Origin of the sequence: Nonomuraea sp. NPDC048882 (assembly GCF_040649755.1) — a bacterium.
Lineage (GTDB): Bacteria > Actinomycetota > Actinomycetes > Streptosporangiales > Streptosporangiaceae > Nonomuraea > Nonomuraea maheshkhaliensis.
The window spans coordinates 441,206-457,341 of record NZ_JBEZGB010000009.1; the positions used below are offsets into that span (position 1 = coordinate 441,206).

General features: G+C 70.9%; 13 protein-coding genes and 1 rRNA gene. 12 read left to right on the forward strand and 2 right to left on the reverse strand.

Annotated elements, in window-relative coordinates; translation table 11 throughout:
* Nucleotides 1-2 precede the first annotated feature (2 nt).
* The 10 genes from AB0C27_RS31915 (at nucleotide 3) to AB0C27_RS31960 (ending at nucleotide 11,495) form a co-directional block, all read left to right on the forward strand.
* Complete coding sequence (locus tag AB0C27_RS31915) at nucleotides 3-2,060, forward strand: bifunctional aldolase/short-chain dehydrogenase (protein ID WP_357851352.1); 2,058 nt, start codon at nucleotides 3-5, stop codon at nucleotides 2,058-2,060.
* 333 nt (nucleotides 2,061-2,393) lie between these two features.
* On the forward strand, nucleotides 2,394-3,416 hold the full coding sequence (gene argC, locus AB0C27_RS31920) for an N-acetyl-gamma-glutamyl-phosphate reductase (RefSeq protein ID WP_357851355.1): 1,023 nt from the start codon (nucleotides 2,394-2,396) through the stop codon (nucleotides 3,414-3,416).
* Between the two features lie 67 nt (nucleotides 3,417-3,483).
* On the forward strand, nucleotides 3,484-4,635 hold the full coding sequence (gene argJ, locus AB0C27_RS31925) for a bifunctional glutamate N-acetyltransferase/amino-acid acetyltransferase ArgJ (protein WP_357851358.1): 1,152 nt from the start codon (nucleotides 3,484-3,486) through the stop codon (nucleotides 4,633-4,635).
* Complete coding sequence (gene argB / locus AB0C27_RS31930) at nucleotides 4,632-5,507, forward strand: acetylglutamate kinase (protein ID WP_357851361.1); 876 nt, start codon at nucleotides 4,632-4,634, stop codon at nucleotides 5,505-5,507. The genes argJ and argB overlap by 4 nt, the downstream gene beginning before the upstream one ends.
* Nucleotides 5,504-6,670 (forward strand): acetylornithine transaminase, encoded by a 1,167-nt coding sequence (locus AB0C27_RS31935; protein WP_357851364.1) that lies wholly within the window; start codon nucleotides 5,504-5,506, stop codon nucleotides 6,668-6,670. Before argB ends, AB0C27_RS31935 begins: the two co-directional genes overlap by 4 nt.
* Nucleotides 6,667-7,590: an ornithine carbamoyltransferase gene (argF, locus tag AB0C27_RS31940; protein ID WP_346114360.1), complete on the forward strand. Its 924-nt coding sequence runs from the start codon at nucleotides 6,667-6,669 to the stop codon at nucleotides 7,588-7,590. Before AB0C27_RS31935 ends, argF begins: the two co-directional genes overlap by 4 nt.
* Entirely contained in the window at nucleotides 7,587-8,093 is a 507-nt protein-coding gene (locus AB0C27_RS31945) for an arginine repressor (RefSeq protein ID WP_346114359.1), read from the forward strand. The genes argF and AB0C27_RS31945 overlap by 4 nt, the downstream gene beginning before the upstream one ends.
* Before the next feature lie 65 nt (nucleotides 8,094-8,158).
* Complete coding sequence (locus AB0C27_RS31950; protein WP_357851368.1) at nucleotides 8,159-9,358, forward strand: argininosuccinate synthase; 1,200 nt, start codon at nucleotides 8,159-8,161, stop codon at nucleotides 9,356-9,358.
* A 32-nt stretch (nucleotides 9,359-9,390) separates the two neighbouring features.
* Nucleotides 9,391-10,812, forward strand: a complete 1,422-nt coding sequence (gene argH, locus AB0C27_RS31955; protein ID WP_357851371.1) for an argininosuccinate lyase — start codon at nucleotides 9,391-9,393, stop codon at nucleotides 10,810-10,812.
* Nucleotides 10,794-11,495 (forward strand): DNA-3-methyladenine glycosylase, encoded by a 702-nt coding sequence (locus AB0C27_RS31960; RefSeq protein WP_357851374.1) that lies wholly within the window; start codon nucleotides 10,794-10,796, stop codon nucleotides 11,493-11,495. The genes argH and AB0C27_RS31960 overlap by 19 nt, the downstream gene beginning before the upstream one ends.
* On the opposite strand, the gene AB0C27_RS31965 is transcribed toward AB0C27_RS31960, so the two are convergent.
* A complete protein-coding gene (locus tag AB0C27_RS31965; RefSeq protein ID WP_357851377.1) occupies nucleotides 11,435-11,836 on the reverse strand; it encodes a PH domain-containing protein in 402 nt (133 codons plus the stop codon). The two genes, AB0C27_RS31960 and AB0C27_RS31965, sit on opposite strands and share 61 nt — an antisense overlap.
* An 87-nt stretch (nucleotides 11,837-11,923) precedes the next feature.
* On the opposite strand from AB0C27_RS31965, the gene tyrS reads away from it, so the two are divergent.
* Entirely contained in the window at nucleotides 11,924-13,189 is a 1,266-nt protein-coding gene (gene tyrS, locus AB0C27_RS31970; protein WP_357851380.1) for a tyrosine--tRNA ligase, read from the forward strand.
* A gap of 78 nt (nucleotides 13,190-13,267) precedes the next feature.
* Here the strand turns inward: tyrS and AB0C27_RS31975 are convergent, their stop codons facing one another.
* Nucleotides 13,268-14,755, reverse strand: a complete 1,488-nt coding sequence (locus AB0C27_RS31975; RefSeq protein ID WP_357851383.1) for a glycosyltransferase family 39 protein — start codon at nucleotides 14,753-14,755, stop codon at nucleotides 13,268-13,270.
* 1,284 nt (nucleotides 14,756-16,039) lie between these two features.
* On the opposite strand from AB0C27_RS31975, the gene AB0C27_RS31980 reads away from it, so the two are divergent.
* A 16S ribosomal RNA gene (locus AB0C27_RS31980) occupies nucleotides 16,040-16,136 on the forward strand; the annotation flags it as partial.

Genomic DNA, 16,136 nt, shown 5'->3' on the forward strand with positions numbered 1-16,136 from the left:
CGATGGACAAGCGAACTTCTGACGACACCGTACGCGAGCTGCTGGAACGCTCTCATCGCCTGGGGGCCGACCCGCGCAACACGAACTTCGCGGGCGGCAACACCTCGGCCAAGGGCGCCGCGCCCGACCCCGTCACCGGCGAGGAGACGGAGCTGCTCTGGGTCAAGGGCTCGGGCGGCGACCTCGGCACCCTGAAGGAGCAGGGCCTGGCCGTGCTCCGCCTCGACCGGCTGCGCGCGCTCAAGGGCGTCTACCCGGGCGTGGAGCGCGAGGACGAGATGGTGGCGGCCTTCGACTACTGCCTGCACGGCAAGGGCGGCGCCGCGCCGTCGATCGACACCGCCATGCACGCCCTGGTCGAGGCCGGCCACGTGGACCACCTGCACCCCGACGCCGGCATCGCCATCGCGACCGCCGCCGACGGCGAGGAGCTGACCGGGCGCGTCTTCGGCGACCGGGTCGTGTGGGTGCCGTGGCGCCGGCCGGGCTTCCAGCTCGGCCTGGACATCGCCGCCATCAAGGAGGCGAACCCGCAGGCGATCGGCTGCGTCCTCGGCGGTCACGGCATCACCGCGTGGGGGGCGACCTCGCAGGAGTGCGAGTCGCGCTCGCTGGAGATCATCCGCACGGCGGAGGCGTACCTGGCCGAGCACGGCCGCCCCGACCCCTTCGGCGCGGTCGTCCACGACCCGCTGCCGGAGGCCGAGCGGCACGAGCGGGCCGCCGCGCTGTTCCCGATCGTGCGCGGCCTGGCCTCCACCGACGTGCGTGTGGTCGGCCACTACACCGACTCGGCCGAGGTGCTCGACTTCGTCGCGCGCGCCGAGCACCCGAGGCTGGCGGCGCTGGGCACGTCCTGCCCCGACCACTTCCTGCGCACCAAGGTCGCGCCGATGGTGCTCGACCTGCCGCCGGACGCGCCGCTGGAGCGGGTGGCCGAGCGGCTGCGCGAGCTGCACGCCGCCTACCGCGCGGACTACACGGCCTACTACGAGCGGCACGCAGGGCCGGATTCCCCGCCGATGCGCGGCGCGGATCCGGCGATCGTGCTGGTGCCCGGCGTCGGCATGTTCTCCTTCGGCAAGGACAAGCAGACCGCCCGCGTGGCCGGCGAGTTCTACGTCAACGCGATCAACGTCATGCGCGGCGCCGAGTCCGTCTCCTCCTACGCCCCCATCCCCGAGTCGGAGAAGTTCCGCATCGAGTACTGGGAGCTGGAGGAGGCCAAGCTGCGCCGCATGCCCAGGCCCAAGCCGCTGGCCACCCGGGTGGCGCTGGTGACGGGCGGCGGGTCGGGCATCGGCGCGGCCACCGCCCGCCGGCTGGCCGCCGAGGGCGCGTGCGTGATCGTGGCCGACCGCGACCTGGGCGCGGCGGAGAAGGTGGCCGCCGAGATCGGCGCGTCCGCGTACCGGGCGGCCGACGTGGCCGTGGCGGTCGGCGTGGACGTCACCTCCGAGGAGCAGATCGCCGCGGCGGTGCGCGCGGGCGTGCTCGCCTTCGGCGGCGTCGACCTGGTCGTCAACAACGCCGGCCTGTCGCTGTCGCGGGCGCTGCTGGAGACGACCGCGGCCGACTGGGACCTGCAGCACGACGTCATGGCGCGCGGCTCGTTCCTGGTCTCGCGCGAGACGGCCAGGGTCATGATCGACCAGGCGATGGGCGGCGACATCGTCTACATCTCCTCCAAGAACGCCGTCTTCGCCGGCCCGAACAACGTCGCCTACGGCGCCGCCAAGGCCGACCAGGCCCACCAGGTACGGCTGCTCGCGGCCGAGCTGGGCGCCCACGGCATCAGGGTCAACGGCGTCAACCCCGACGGCGTCGTCCGCGGTTCCGGCATCTTCGCCTCCGGCTGGGGCGCCAACCGGGCCGCCGTGTACGGGGTGGAGGAGGAGAAACTGGGCGAGTTCTACGCGCAGCGGACGCTGCTCAAGCGCGAGGTCCTGCCCGAGCACGTGGCCAACGCCGTCTTCGCCCTCGCCGGCAGCGACCTGACCCACACCACCGGGCTGCACGTCCCGGTCGACGCGGGCGTGGCCGCCGCCTTCCTGCGCTGACTCATCGCTTTCGCCGCGCCACCCCCGGCGGACCGCCCGATTCCGGCCGCCGTGACCCCTTCCGGTCACGGCGGCCTCCGGCGTTCCCGGAATGGGCCGCACGGGACATTGATGTGCCCTGGAGCACTTTCACGTGTAGCGGACGGTGAAATCGGACATGAACCGGGTCATGGCCTCCGACCCCACGGCGTTGCCCTGGAGCTCACCCGCAGGTGACAAGTCTCACGATGCGGGCACCACGCCCCTCCCGGCTTGCATGTTCATTTCCTAGAGTGCATCATCTTCACAAGCAAAGTTATGAGTGATGATGCATAATCATGCAGGAGGGCTTGAATGAGGGCAGCCATCGCGGGAGCCAGCGGCTACGCGGGAGGGGAGCTGCTCCGCCTGCTGCTCACCCACCCCGAGATCGAGATCGGCGCGCTCACCGCCGCCTCCAGCGCGGGCAGCCTCCTGGGGGCATCGCAACCCCACCTGCCGCAGCTGGCCGACCGCGTCCTTGAAGACACCACCGCCGACACGCTCGCCGGGCACGACGTCGTCTTCCTGGCCCTGCCGCACGGCCACTCCGCCGCCGTCGCCGCCCAGCTGGGCGAGGAGACGATCGTGGTCGACTGCGGCGCCGACCACCGGCTCGCCGACCCGGACGCCTGGCAGGAGTTCTACGGCGGCGAGCACGCCGGCACCTGGCCCTACGGCCTGCCCGAGCTGCCCCGCCAGCGCGAGATCCTCAAGGCGGCCAAGCGCATCGCCGTCCCCGGCTGCTACCCGACCTCCGTCCTGCTCGCCCTGACGCCCGCGTTCGCCGCCGGGCTCGCCGGGCCCGACGTCGTCGTGGTGGCCGCCAGCGGCACCAGCGGCGCCGGCCGCGCGCCCAAGCCCAACCTGCTCGGCAGCGAGGTCATGGGCTCGGTCAGCGCCTACTCCGTGGGCGGCGTCCACCGCCACACCCCCGAGATGGAGCAGGGCCTGTCGTCCGTCGCGGGCACGCCCGTCCGGGTGTCGTTCACCCCGACGCTGGCCCCCATGAGCCGGGGCATCCTCGCCACCTGCTCCGCCCCTGCCGCGCCCGGCCTCACCAAGGAGGCGCTGCGCTCGGCGTACGAGGTCGCGCTCAAGGGCGAGCCCTTCGTCCGGCTGCTGCCCGAGGGCACCTGGCCCGCCACCTCCATGACCTACGGCGCCAACACCGCCGCCCTTCAGGTGACGCTCGACGAGCGCGCGGGCCGCGTGGTCGCCGTCATCGCCATCGACAACCTCACCAAGGGCACGGCAGGGGGCGCGATCCAGAGCGTGAACCTCGCCCTCGGCCTGCCGGAAGAGCTCGGCCTCCCCCTGACAGGAGTTGCTCCGTGAGAGAGCGCAGCGAAGGAACCAACGAGCGAGCGTGCCCGACACTTGCGCGGCCGGCGAAGGAGGACGCATGAGTGTCACCGCACCCTTGGGCTTCAGAGCGGCAGGAGTGGCCGCGGGGATCAAGTCGGGCGACGCCCGTGACCTGGCCCTCGTCGTCAACGACGGCCCCAGCCGCGCCGCCGCGGGCGTCTTCACCGCCAACCGGGTCAAGGCCGCCCCCGTGCTGTGGTCGCAGCAGGTCCTGTCGGGCGGGCGGCTGCGCGCGGTGGTGCTCAACTCGGGCGGCGCCAACGCCTGCACCGGCCCCGAGGGCTTCCAGGACACCCACGCCACCGCCGAGAAGGCCGCCGAGGTGCTGGCGGACTCCGCGGGCGAGATCGCCGTCTGCTCGACCGGGCTCATCGGCGAGCGGCTGCCCATGGACGCGCTGCTGTCCGGCGTCGAGAACGCCGCGGGTCAGCTCTCCCGCGACGGCGGCCTGGCCGCGGCCGACGCGATCCGCACCACCGACACCGTCTCCAAGATCTCGTTCCGGCGCGGCAGCGGCTACATGGTCGGCGGCATGGCCAAGGGCGCGGGCATGCTCGCCCCCGCCCTGGCCACCATGCTCTGCGTGATCACCACCGACGCCGAGCTGACCAGCGAGGAGCTCGACGCCGCCCTGCGCCAGGCCACCTCCCAGACGTTCGACCGGCTCGACACCGACGGGTGCATGTCCACCAACGACACCGTGCTGCTGCTGGCCAGCGGCGCCTCGGGCGTGCGGCCCGATCTGGAGGAGTTCGGGCAGAAGGTGCACGAGGTCTGCGCCGACCTGGCCAGGCAGCTCCTGGTGGACGCCGAGGGCGCCTCCAAGGCCATCGCCATCGAGGTGGTCGGCGCCGCCTCCGAGCACGACGCGGTCAAGGTCGGCCGCTCGGTCGCCCGTTCCAATCTGCTCAAGTGCGCCATCCACGGCGAGGACCCCAACTGGGGCCGCGTCCTGGCCGCCGTCGGCACCACCGACGCCGAGTTCGAGCCCGACCGGCTCAACGTCGCCATCAACGGCATCTGGATCTGCCGGGGCGGCGCCGTCGGCGACGACCGTTCCAAGGTGGACATGCGCCCGCGCGACGTGACGATCACCATCGACCTGTCGGCCGGCACGCACACCGCGACCGTGCACACCACCGACCTGACGGCCGACTACGTCCACGAGAACTCGGCGTACTCCTCATGAGACTCACGACCGCGCAGGCCAAGGCCGAGTCGCTGATCGAGGCGCTGCCCTGGCTCACCCGCTTCCACGGCGCCACCGTCGTGATCAAGTACGGCGGCAACGCCATGACGGAGGAGTCGCTCAAGGAGGGCTTCGCCGAGGACGTCGTCTTCCTGCACCACGCCGGCCTGCGCCCGGTCGTGGTGCACGGCGGCGGCCCCCAGATCAGCACCGCGCTCGACCAGCTCGGCATCGAGTCCACGTTCACCGCCGGGCTGCGCGTCACCACGCCCGAGGCCATGCAGGTCGTCCGCATGGTCCTCACCGGCCAGGTCAACCGCGACATCGTCGGCCTGGTCAACCGGCACGGCCCGTTCGCCATCGGCATGTCGGGGGAGGACGCCCACCTGTTCACCGCCGTGCGCAAGCACGCGCTCGTGGACGGCGAGCCGGTCGACATCGGCCAGGTCGGTGAGATCATCAAGGTCGAGCCGGGCGCGGTCGAAGCCCTGCTCGACAACGGCCGCATCCCGGTCATCTCCAGCGTGGCCAGGGGCGACGACGGAGAGATCTACAACGTCAACGCCGACACCGCCGCCGCCGCGCTGGCCGTGGCGCTCAAGGCGCACAAACTGATCGTGCTGACCGACGTCGAGGGCCTGTACGCCAACTGGCCCGACGACACCGACGTCATCGACCTGCTCACCGCCGACGAACTCGCGGCGCTGATGCCCAAGCTGTCCAGCGGCATGGTGCCCAAGATGGAGGCCTGCCTGACGGCCGTGCAGGGCGGGGTTCCCCAGGCCCACGTGCTCGACGGGCGGGTGTCCCACTCGCTGCTGCTGGAGATCTTCACCAACGAAGGAATCGGAACGATGGTGGTGCCCTCATGAACCTGTTCACGAGGTTCGAAAACGCGTTCATGCCCAATTACGGCGTCCCCCCGATAGCGCTGGCGCGCGGAGAGGGCACCCGCGTCTGGGACGCCGAAGGCAGGCAGTACCTCGACTTCATCGCCGGCATCGCGACCAGCTCGCTCGGCCACGCCCACCCGGCCCTCGTCGAGGCCGTCTCCGCGCAGGTCGCCACGATCGCGCACACGAGCAACCTGTTTCTGCACGAACCCGAGGTGCGGCTCGCCGAACGCCTCCTCGACCTGCTGAACGCCCCCGCCCGCGTGTTCTTCGCCAACTCCGGCACCGAGGCCAACGAGGCCGCGTACAAGCTCGCGCTCAAGTACGGCCGGCGCGAGGGCCGCTCCTACTTCGTCGCCGCCGAGAACGGCTTCCACGGCCGCACGATCGGCGCCCTGTCCCTGACCGGCAAGCGGGCCATCCGCGACCAGTTCGGCCCGTTCCCGGTCGAGGTCCGCTTCGTCCCTTACGGCGACGCCGACGCGCTCAAGGAGGCCGTCACCGGCGACTGCATCGCGGTCTTCCTGGAGCCCACCCAGGGCGAGGCCGGCGTCGTCCCGCCGCCCGAGGGCTACTTCGAGGCCGCCCGCGAGATCTGCGACTCCACCGGCGCCCTGCTGGTCGCCGACGAGATCCAGTCGGCCATCGGCCGTACCGGACACTGGTTCGCCCACCAGGCCGACGGCGTCACCCCCGACATCCTCACCCTGGCCAAGGGCCTCGGTGGCGGGCTGCCCATCGGCGCGTGCGTCGGCTTCGGCGACGCCGGCCGGCTGTTCGAGAAGGGCGACCACGGCTCCACCTTCGGCGGCAACCCCGTCTCGTGCGCCGCCGCGCTCGCCGTGCTCGACACCGTCGACCTCGACCACGTGAAGTCGGTCGCCGCGCGGCTGCGCACCGGCCTGGAGTCCGTCCGCCACCCGCTGCTCAAGGGCGTGCGCGGCCGGGGCCTGTGGCTGGCCGCCGTGCTGACCGACGACCGCTCGGCCCAGGTCCAGCAGGCCGCCGCCCACGCCGGCTTCCTGGTCAACGCGCTGCAACCCGACGCCGTGCGCATCGCCCCGCCGCTGATTGTGACCGCTGAAGAAGTCGACGCACTGGTGGCGGCGCTGCCCGCCATCCTGACGGAGGCGGCCGGATGAGCCCCAGGCACTTCCTGCGCGACGACGACCTCGCCCCCGCCGAGCAGGCGGAGGTCCTCGACCTGGCCGCCGCCATGAAGAAGGACCGCTTCGGCTACCGCCCCTTCGAGGGGCCGCAGACCGTCGCCGTCCTGTTCGACAAGCCGTCGGCCAGGACCCGCGTCTCCTTCCACACCGGCATCGGCGAGCTGGGCGGCCTGCCGCTGGTCGTCGACAACGTCTCGGTGCTCATGGGCCGCGGCGAACCGGCCTCCGACCTGGCCAGGGTGCTCGACCGGCAGGTCGCCGCCATCGTCTGGCGCACCACCGGCCAGGCGCTGATCGAGGAGATGGCCGCCCACTCCAAGGTGCCGGTCGTCAACGCGCTCACCGACGACTTCCACCCTTGCCAGATCCTCGCCGACCTGCAGACCGTCCGCGAACGGCTGGGCCGCACCGCCGGCGTCACGCTCACCTACGTGGGCGACGGCGCCAACAACATGGCTCACTCCTACCTGCTCGGCGGCGCCACCGCCGGGATGCACGTACGCATCGCCGCCCCGGCCGGCTACCAGCCGGACGCCGTCCTGCTCGACCGGGCCGCGGCCATCGCCGCCGGGACCGGCGGCTCGGTGCTCGCGCTGTCCGACCCGGTGGCCGCCGTCCAGGGCGCCCACGTGATCGCCACCGACACGTGGGTTTCGATGGGCCAGGACGGCAAGGAGGATCGGGTGAACGCCCTCATGCCGTACCAGGTGAACAACGAGCTGATCGAGCACGCCGCACCCGACGCGATCGTGCTGCACTGCCTGCCCGCCTACCGCGGCTACGAGATCACCGACGAGGTGCTCGAAGGCCCGCGCAGCGTCGTGTGGGACCAGGCGGAAAACCGCCTGCACGCCCAGAAGGCGCTGCTCCACTGGCTGGTGTCGCACCGATGACCATCCCGATGACCAAGGCCGCCCGGCAGGCGAAGATCACCGACCTGCTGGAGCGCAAGGCCGTGCGCTCCCAGCCCGAGCTGGCCAAACTCCTCGCCGAGAGCGGCGTCGAGGTCACCCAGGCCACGCTCTCGCGCGACCTCGACGAACTCGGCGCGCTCAAGCTGCGCGCCGACGACGGCTCCCTCGTCTACGCCCTGCCAGGTGAGGGCGGCGGCAGGATCCCGCTGGCCCGCCTCGGCAGCGGCGAGAGCCCCGACGCCCGCCTCCACCGCATCGCGGAAGAGCTGCTCGTCGGAGCCGAGGCGTCGGCGAACCTGGTCATGGTGCGCACCCCGCCGGGCGCGGCCCAGTTCCTCGCCTCCGCCATCGACCACGCCGACTGGGAGTCCATCCTCGGCACGGTGGCCGGCGACGACACGATCCTCGTCATCAGCCGCGACCCGGCGGGCGGGCAGGCCGTCGCGGAGGCACTGCTGAGGGTCGCCGACCGGCGCACCTGACTGCTGGCACCTGACTGCTGAAGGTCGCCGACCGGCGCACCCGACAGACTTCCAGGGAGACTGACATGCCCGACAGAGTGGTGCTCGCCTATTCCGGCGGGCTCGACACCTCGGTCGCCATCCCGTACCTCGCCGAGAAGATGAACGCCGAGGTCATCGCCGTCGCCGTGGACCTCGGCCAGGGCGGCGAGGACATGGAGACCATCAGGAAGCGGGCCATCGACTGCGGCGCCGCAGAATCGGTCGTCGTGGACGCCAAGGAGGAGTTCGCCGCCGAATTCTGCGTGCCGGCCCTCCAGGCCAACGCCCTCTACATGGACCGCTACCCGCTGGTCTCCTCCCTCTCGCGCCCGCTCATCGTCAAGCACCTGGTGACGGCGGCCAGGCGGTTCGGCGGCACCGTCGTCTCCCACGGCTGCACCGGCAAGGGCAACGACCAGGTCCGCTTCGAGGCCGGCCTGGCCGCGCTCGCCCCCGACCTTGAGGTCATCGCCCCCGCCAGGGACTTCGCCTGGACGCGCGACAAGGCCATCGAATACGCCGAGTCCAAGGGCCTGCCCATCGAGACGTCGAAGAAGAACCCGTTCTCCATCGACCAGAACCTCTGGGGCCGCGCCGTCGAGACCGGCTTCCTCGAAGACATCTGGAACGGCCCCACCGAGGAGGTCTACTCCTACACCTCCGACCCGGCCCGGCCCCGCGACCCCGACGAGGTCGTGATCACCTTCGCCCGCGGCGTCCCCGTCGCCCTCGACGGCCGGCCGATGACCCCGTACGCGGTCGTCGACGAGCTCAACCGCCGCGCCGGCGCCCACGGCGTCGGCCGGATCGACATGGTCGAGGACCGCCTGGTCGGCATCAAGTCACGCGAGGTCTACGAGGCGCCGGGCGCCATCGCGCTCATCACCGCGCACCTGGAGCTGGAGAGCGTCACCGTCGAGCGCGACCTGGCCCGCTTCAAACGCGGCGTCGACCAGCGCTGGAGCGAACTCGTCTACGACGGCCTGTGGTTCTCGCCGCTCAAGGACGCGCTCGACGCCCTCATCGCCGAGGCCCAGAAGCACGTCAACGGCGAGATCAGGATGGTCCTGCACGGCGGGCGGGCCACCGTGACGGGCCGGCGCTCCGACGACTCCCTGTACGACTTCTCACTAGCCACGTACGACACCGGCGACGCCTTCGACCAGTCCCTGGCCAAAGGCTTCGTCCAGCTGTTCTCCCTCCCCGCTAAGATCGCGGCGGCCCGGGACACGAGAAAGGACTGACTTGCACTATGGTCGCGGGGGAAACGGAGGAGATGACGGTGAGTGATGGCAAGCCGATGCGGCTGTGGGGCGGACGCTTCGAGAGCGGCCCGTCCGACGCGCTGGCCCGGCTGTCGGTGAGCGTGCACTTCGACTGGCGGCTGGTGCCGTACGACCTGGCGGCGTCCAGGGCGCACGCCCGCGTGCTGCACAGGGCGGGGCTGCTGAGCGACGAGGAGCTCGACCGCATGATCGGCGCGCTCGACGACCTGGAGCGCGCGTGCAAGGCGGGGGAGTTCCGCCCGACGGTCGCCGACGAGGACGTGCACACCGCGCTGGAACGCGGCCTGCTGGAGCGGCTCGGCTCGCTCGGCGGCAAGCTGCGCGCGGGCCGCTCGCGCAACGACCAGATCGCCACCGATCTGCGGCTCTACCTGCGCGACCACGCCAGATCGGTGGTCTCGCGCCTGGTCGAGCTGGAGACGGCGCTGATGGCCCAGGCCGAGCAGCACGCCGACACGGCCGCGCCCGGCATGACCCACCTGCAGCACGCCCAGCCGGTCTCGTTCGGCCACCAGTTGCTGGCCCACGTGCACGCCTTCGCCCGTGACGTCGACCGGCTCACCGACTGGGACAAGCGCGCCGCGATCTCCCCGCTGGGCTCAGGCGCTCTCGCGGGCTCCTCGCTGCCGCTCGATCCGCAGGCCGTGGCCGAGGAGCTGGGCTTCTCCGCCGCCGCGCCCAACTCGATGGACGCCGTCTCCGACCGCGACTTCGCCGCCGAGTTCCTGTTCGACGCGGCCATGATCGGTGTGCACCTGTCGCGGCTGGGCGAGGAGATCGTCCTGTGGGCCTCGCAGGAGTTCCGCTGGATCGAGATGGACGACGCCTACTCCACCGGCTCGTCGATCATGCCGCAGAAGAAGAACCCCGACGTCGCCGAGCTGGCCCGCGGCAAGTCCGGGCGGCTCATCGGCAACCTCATGTCCCTGCTCACCACGCTCAAGGGCCTGCCGCTCACCTACAACAGGGACCTCCAGGAGGACAAGGAGCCGGTGTTCGACGCGGTCGACACCCTCCTGCTCGTCCTGCCCGCGATGGCCGGCCTGGTCGCCACCATGCGGATCAACACCGCCCGCATGGAGGCCTCGGCCCCCGACGGGTTCGCCCTGGCCACAGACCTGGCCGAGCTGCTCGTCCGCCGCGGCGTGCCGTTCCGCGAGGCGCACGAGGCCGTCGGCCATCTCGTCGTGTGGTGCCAGGTCAACGACAAGGACCTCGGGGAGCTGAGCGACGACGAGCTGGTCAAGGTCTCGCCGCATCTGACCCCCGACGTCCGCGACGTGCTCAGCGTGCCCGGCGCCCTGGCCGCGCGCAAGGCCTACGGCGGCACCGCGCCCGACCGCGTCCGCGACCAGCTCGTCGCGCTGCGGGAGTCCGTCGACGCGCAGGCGGCATGGGCCGCGGGGAGCTGAGCTCCGCCGCGCTGCCGCGGAGTTTCTTCGACCGGCCGTCATGGGAGGTGGCGCCCGACCTGCTCGGGCGCGTGCTCGTGCACGGCAGCGGGGAGAGCGCCGTCGCCGTACGCCTGACCGAGGTCGAGGCGTACGGCGGCCCCGGCGAGGACCCGGCCGCCCACACCTACCGGGGCAGGACGCCGCGCAACGCCGTCATGTTCGGCCCGCCGGGCCACATCTACGTCTACTTCACCTACGGCATGCACTTCTGCGCGAACCTCGTCTGCCTGCCGGAGGGGTTCGGCTCGGCCGTGCTGCTGCGGGCCGGGGAAGTGGTCGCGGGCGCCGCCGAGGCCCGCGCCCGCCGATCGTCCGGCAAGCCCGTCGCCGATCGCGACCTGGCCCGCGGCCCCGCCCGGCTGGCCGTCGCCCTGGGCCTGCTGCGCGAGCACAACGGCCTCGACGCCGTCCTCGAAGGCTCGCCGTCCGGCCGGCCGCACCAGTCGGCCACCGTGCTGCACGGCCGGCCCGCCGACCCTTCGGCGATCAGGTCAGGGCCGCGCACCGGCGTCTCGACGGCCAAGGACACCCCGTGGCGGTTCTGGATCGACGGCGACCCGACCGTGTCGCCGTACCGCGCTCACGTGCCGCGCCGGCGCAGCGCCGCGGCCACCTCCGTGGGGGAGGTGCCCAGCTCGTGAGGGCTGAAGATGTGCAGATAGTCGCCGGTGTCGATCTCCAGCATCTCGCTGCGCAGCCCCCACCGCCTGCGCACGTCCACCTTGACGTCCCAGATCGACTCCCACGGCACGTGCCGCCGCCCCGCGAACCCGTGCACCACCGTGATGCCGCTCTCGTCGGCCGCCAGCCGTACCGGGACGAGCAGGTCGCGCAACCCCATCCCGCCCACCAGGACGGCCGCGGGCACCGCCAGGATCACCCCGCGCAAATCGCCGTCCCACCACCAGTAAACGCCGAGCCCGGCACACACCAGAGCCCCTAAGATCTTGAAAACGGCCAGCTCGCGACGGACCCTCCACATGGGTACACAGCGTATCCAAGTAGCGCCCACGCGCACCGATCGGGCAGGCTAAAGGCACCGACAACGACCCAGGGAAGCCAGATCACCGTGACCGACATCCTTGACGACCTCGCGTGGCGAGGCCTGATCGCCCAGTCCACCGACCTCGACGCGCTGCGCGCGTCCATGGCCGAGGCACCGATCACGGTCTATTCCGGTTTCGACCCCACCGCGCCGTCCCTGCACATCGGCCACTTCGTGCCGCTGCTCACGCTGCGCCGCTTCCAGCTGGCAGGGCACAACCCGATCGGCCTGGTCGGCGGCGCCACCGGCCTCATCGGCGACCCGAGCGGCCGCAACACCGAGCGCTCGCTCAACTCCGGCGAGATCGTCGCCGAGTGGGTGGAACGCCTGCGCGGACAGGTCAGCAAATTTCTGGACTTCGACGCCCAGCCCAACCCGGCCCGCCTCGTCAGCAACCTCGACTGGACCGGCGAGCTGAGCGCCATCGACTTCCTGCGCGACATCGGCAAGCACTTCCCGGTCAACCGCATGCTCGCCAGGGAGTCGGTCTCCGCGCGGCTGCAGGGCGAAGGGCTCAGCTACACCGAGTTCAGCTACCAGATCCTGCAGTCCAACGACTACCTGGAGCTCTACCGCCGCTACAACTGCACCCTGCAGATCGGCGGCAGCGACCAGTGGGGCAACATCACCGCGGGCGCCGACCTCATCCGCCGCGTCGAGGGCGGCCACGTCCACGTGCTGACCCAGCCGCTCATCACCAAGGCCGACGGCACCAAGTTCGGCAAGACGGCCGGGGGCGCCCTCTGGCTCGACCCCGAGATGACCTCCCCGTACGCCTTCTACCAGTACTTCCTCAACACCGACGACCGCGACGTGATCCACTACCTCAAGGTGTTCACGTTCCGCAGCCGCGAGGAGATCGAGGCGCTGGAGAAGGCCGTCGCCGAACGTCCCTTCGCCCGCGAGGCCCAGCGCACGCTGGCCGAGGACCTCACCGAGCTGCTGCACGGCCGGGCGGAGCTGGACGCGGTCGTCGCCGCCTCCAAGGCCCTGTTCGGCCAGGGCTCACTGGAGGACCTGCCGGCCGCCACCCTCGGGGCCGCGCTGGCCGAGGTGCCCAGGGCCGCCATCCCCGAGCTCGGCACCGCCTTCGTGGACCTGCTGGCCGACAGCGGCCTGGTGGAGTCCAAGTCGGCGGCCCGGCGGGCGGTGAAGGAGGGCGGGGCGTACCTCAACAACCGCAAGATCACCGACGAGGCGTACGTGCCCGGGACGGACGATCTGCTCGGTGGGCGGTACATGGTGCTGCGGCGCGGCAAGAAGTCGATCGGCGGCGTCGAGGTCGGCTGATCGTCCCTGCTATTACGGGCCCTCCGGCTGCGCTGCGCTGGGGGCCCGTTCTCGTGCTCGCCATCACCGCCTTGGCCGCTACCGGCCATCTCCTTGACCCCGTTCGAACAACGCCACCGTCAGGCCGGGTAGATCCCCCGAATGCTTGGCCAGGGTCACCTCGAACCCGGCTTGCTCAACCTCCTCGACCCGGGGCACGGCATCCCCCTCAAGCCCCGACTGCTTCGTCCCCCGCCATACGACCCAGACCCGCTCCCGCTCCTTCAGCACGGCCGAGACATCCGACCGCTCCGGATAGCCGAACCCGTCCGGCTCCGGTTCGTCGCCCGCCCGCAGCACGTCCACGGGCATGAGGGAGTCGGCGTAGTAGTCGAATCCGATCCGCAGCTGGCTCTGCCCGTAGACGATGGCGTCATCGGGCTCGGCCTTGATCACCCGCAGGGCCCACGGGATGTTCTCGAACCGGCCGTTCTCCTCCCGTACGTCGACATGGTCGGGGAATGCCAGCGCGCACCCCAGCGCCACGACCACCACCCCCGCCACCACATGGAACCGGGGGAGACCCGCCACGGCCAGCCCCGCCAGCAGCGCCAGCGCGGGAGCCGTCACGAACAGATAGCGATCCACGTACACCGGCGTCACCGCCCACGAGACCACCAGCAGCAGCACCGGCGGCAGCACGAGCCACCCCACCAGCACGAACGCCCAGACCCCACCGCTCCGCTCCTTCCCAGCGGACGGGGGGACGGCTGCCCCGTCCGGCCCCGCCCCGGCCCGCAGCGACTTCCCGCCCTGCACCGTCCCCGCCCGTGGCATCCTCCAGGACAGCACCGCCGCCCCCACCAGCGCCATCACGAACAACACCACTCCGAGCGTGCCCGCCCCCGCCGCCATCTTGGGAAACTTCAACCACACCTCGGGCCCGCGCTCAGGGATCCAGCTGATGGCATGCCGCTCCCCGTACCCGATCAGCCCGAGAACGGCGGCCGGCACACACCCCACAGCCATCGCCACCACCATCCGCACGGCCACGGCCCGTCGCATCAGCAGCACCTGGGCCGGCAGCACGAGCACCGCGAAGAGATGCGTGGAGCACACCAGCGCCACCGCCACCCCGTACACCACCCAGCGCCGCACCCCCGGCCGCCCGCCGCTCTCCAAGGCCCGGTGCAACGCCCAGAACGAGAACACGACCGCGGCCGCCGCAAACGCGTACGACCTGGCAAAAGCCCCGTAGTAGGACACCGACGGCAGGATCGCGAACACGCCGGCCGCGATCACCCCCGCCCGCGTGCTGTGCAGCCGACGCCCCAGCTCGACCAGGAACCACGCCGCCACCCCGATCGCCACCGCCGACGGCAGCCGCAACCACAACTCCGCCGTCCCCGCCTTCGCCCAGAAGTGCATGAACAGGTAGTAGGGGAGGAAGTGCCCATCGATGTGGCGCGCCAGCTCGAACATCCCCGCCAGCGAACGGCCGGCGGCGCTGATGGTGGCCAACTCGTCCCCGTTCAGAGTCGAGGAGCCGTTACCCGAGAACGCGGCCAGCCCGGCGACCAGCCCCATCCACCAAGGGGTTGACGTGCGGGGACGGGCGGTGGGGCGGACTGGGGGAGCTAGTGTGGCGGCAGTGGTCACCGGGGCAGGATACGCGGCAGTGGTCCCGGTATATGGCGAAAGTGATCGTCTCCGCCCCTATGACCCGACCACCTCAGGCGGCACTGAGCAACAACTCTCCGAAGCCATCCGGCCAAAGACCTCCGACCTCCAGCCCGCTTTCCACCGAGCCACCTGCGAGCGCAGGGATGCTACGAACGCAGCACCCTGCGCCAAAGGCACTCCGCGCAGGCAGCCTTACTGCCTCATTGCGCTTGCCGCTTTTGCTCCCGCTCCTGCTCCTGCTGCCCCTCGACACCGCTGCCAGACGTGACCGCCGGATGGCGCCGCGCCCAGCCGACGGCCACCACCCGGCAACACTCGCACCGGGCAACGCTCCCACCAGACGGTTCCCCCCGACTGTGCTCCCACCCGGCACCTGTCACCACCAGTTGCCGGCCTTGCCAGTGGGCGCGGGGCAGGCGGCCTCGGCATCAGTAGCACCCACGATCGCGCCGACTCGCGTTGCACCATCATCCGCGAGAACCACATCGACCCTGAGCACGTCGCACTCGATGCCGCATGCGACGACAACGACACCCGGACACCCGGGCATCCGGACAGAAGGGAAGGGCAACCACGACGCCACCGCCTGTACCGACACGGGGCGCAAAACCGCATCCCAGCGCGCTGACCAGTCAGAACTCTCACGCGGCGGAGACAAGCCCCCATCCCCCGGGCGAGTCGATTTGACGTGCCGTGGATCGCGACCTAATGTTTCACCTCGCCCCGGGAGTGAGCCGGACGCCGGTCAGGCGGACGGGCCCCAGGGCAAGCCCCTTGATACAACGAGCCACCCGGCAGAGCCGCTTAGGCGTGCTTCAGCATGGGCCGTTGTCCGGGCGTGCCGACACTACCGAAAATTCGGTTGATTCGACATGGTCCGGGTGACACGGTAAGTTACGAGGGTTGCCCCGGAGACGGGGCGCACAATCTTGGAAGGTCATCCGGCCTCAGATCAAATCGCAAGATTTGACTCGATGCTAGCCGATCTGCTAAGATTGCGGAGGACGAGATAGCGCCTTCGAGGCTAGGATCACTGAATACAGATCCAGACCGAGTTGTACGCGTCCGTTTCTTGAGAACTCAACAGTGTGTTAAAAGCCAGTGCATGAAACACATGCATAACCCCGTCAGGTCTTCGGACCAAGACGGATTCCTTTTTGGTTGGGATTCAACCACTTTTCCAAACATTTTTTGGAGAGTTTGATCCTGGCTCAGGACGAACGCTGGCGGCGTGCTTAACACATGCAAGTCGAGCGGAAAGGCCCTTCGGGGTACTCGAGCGGCG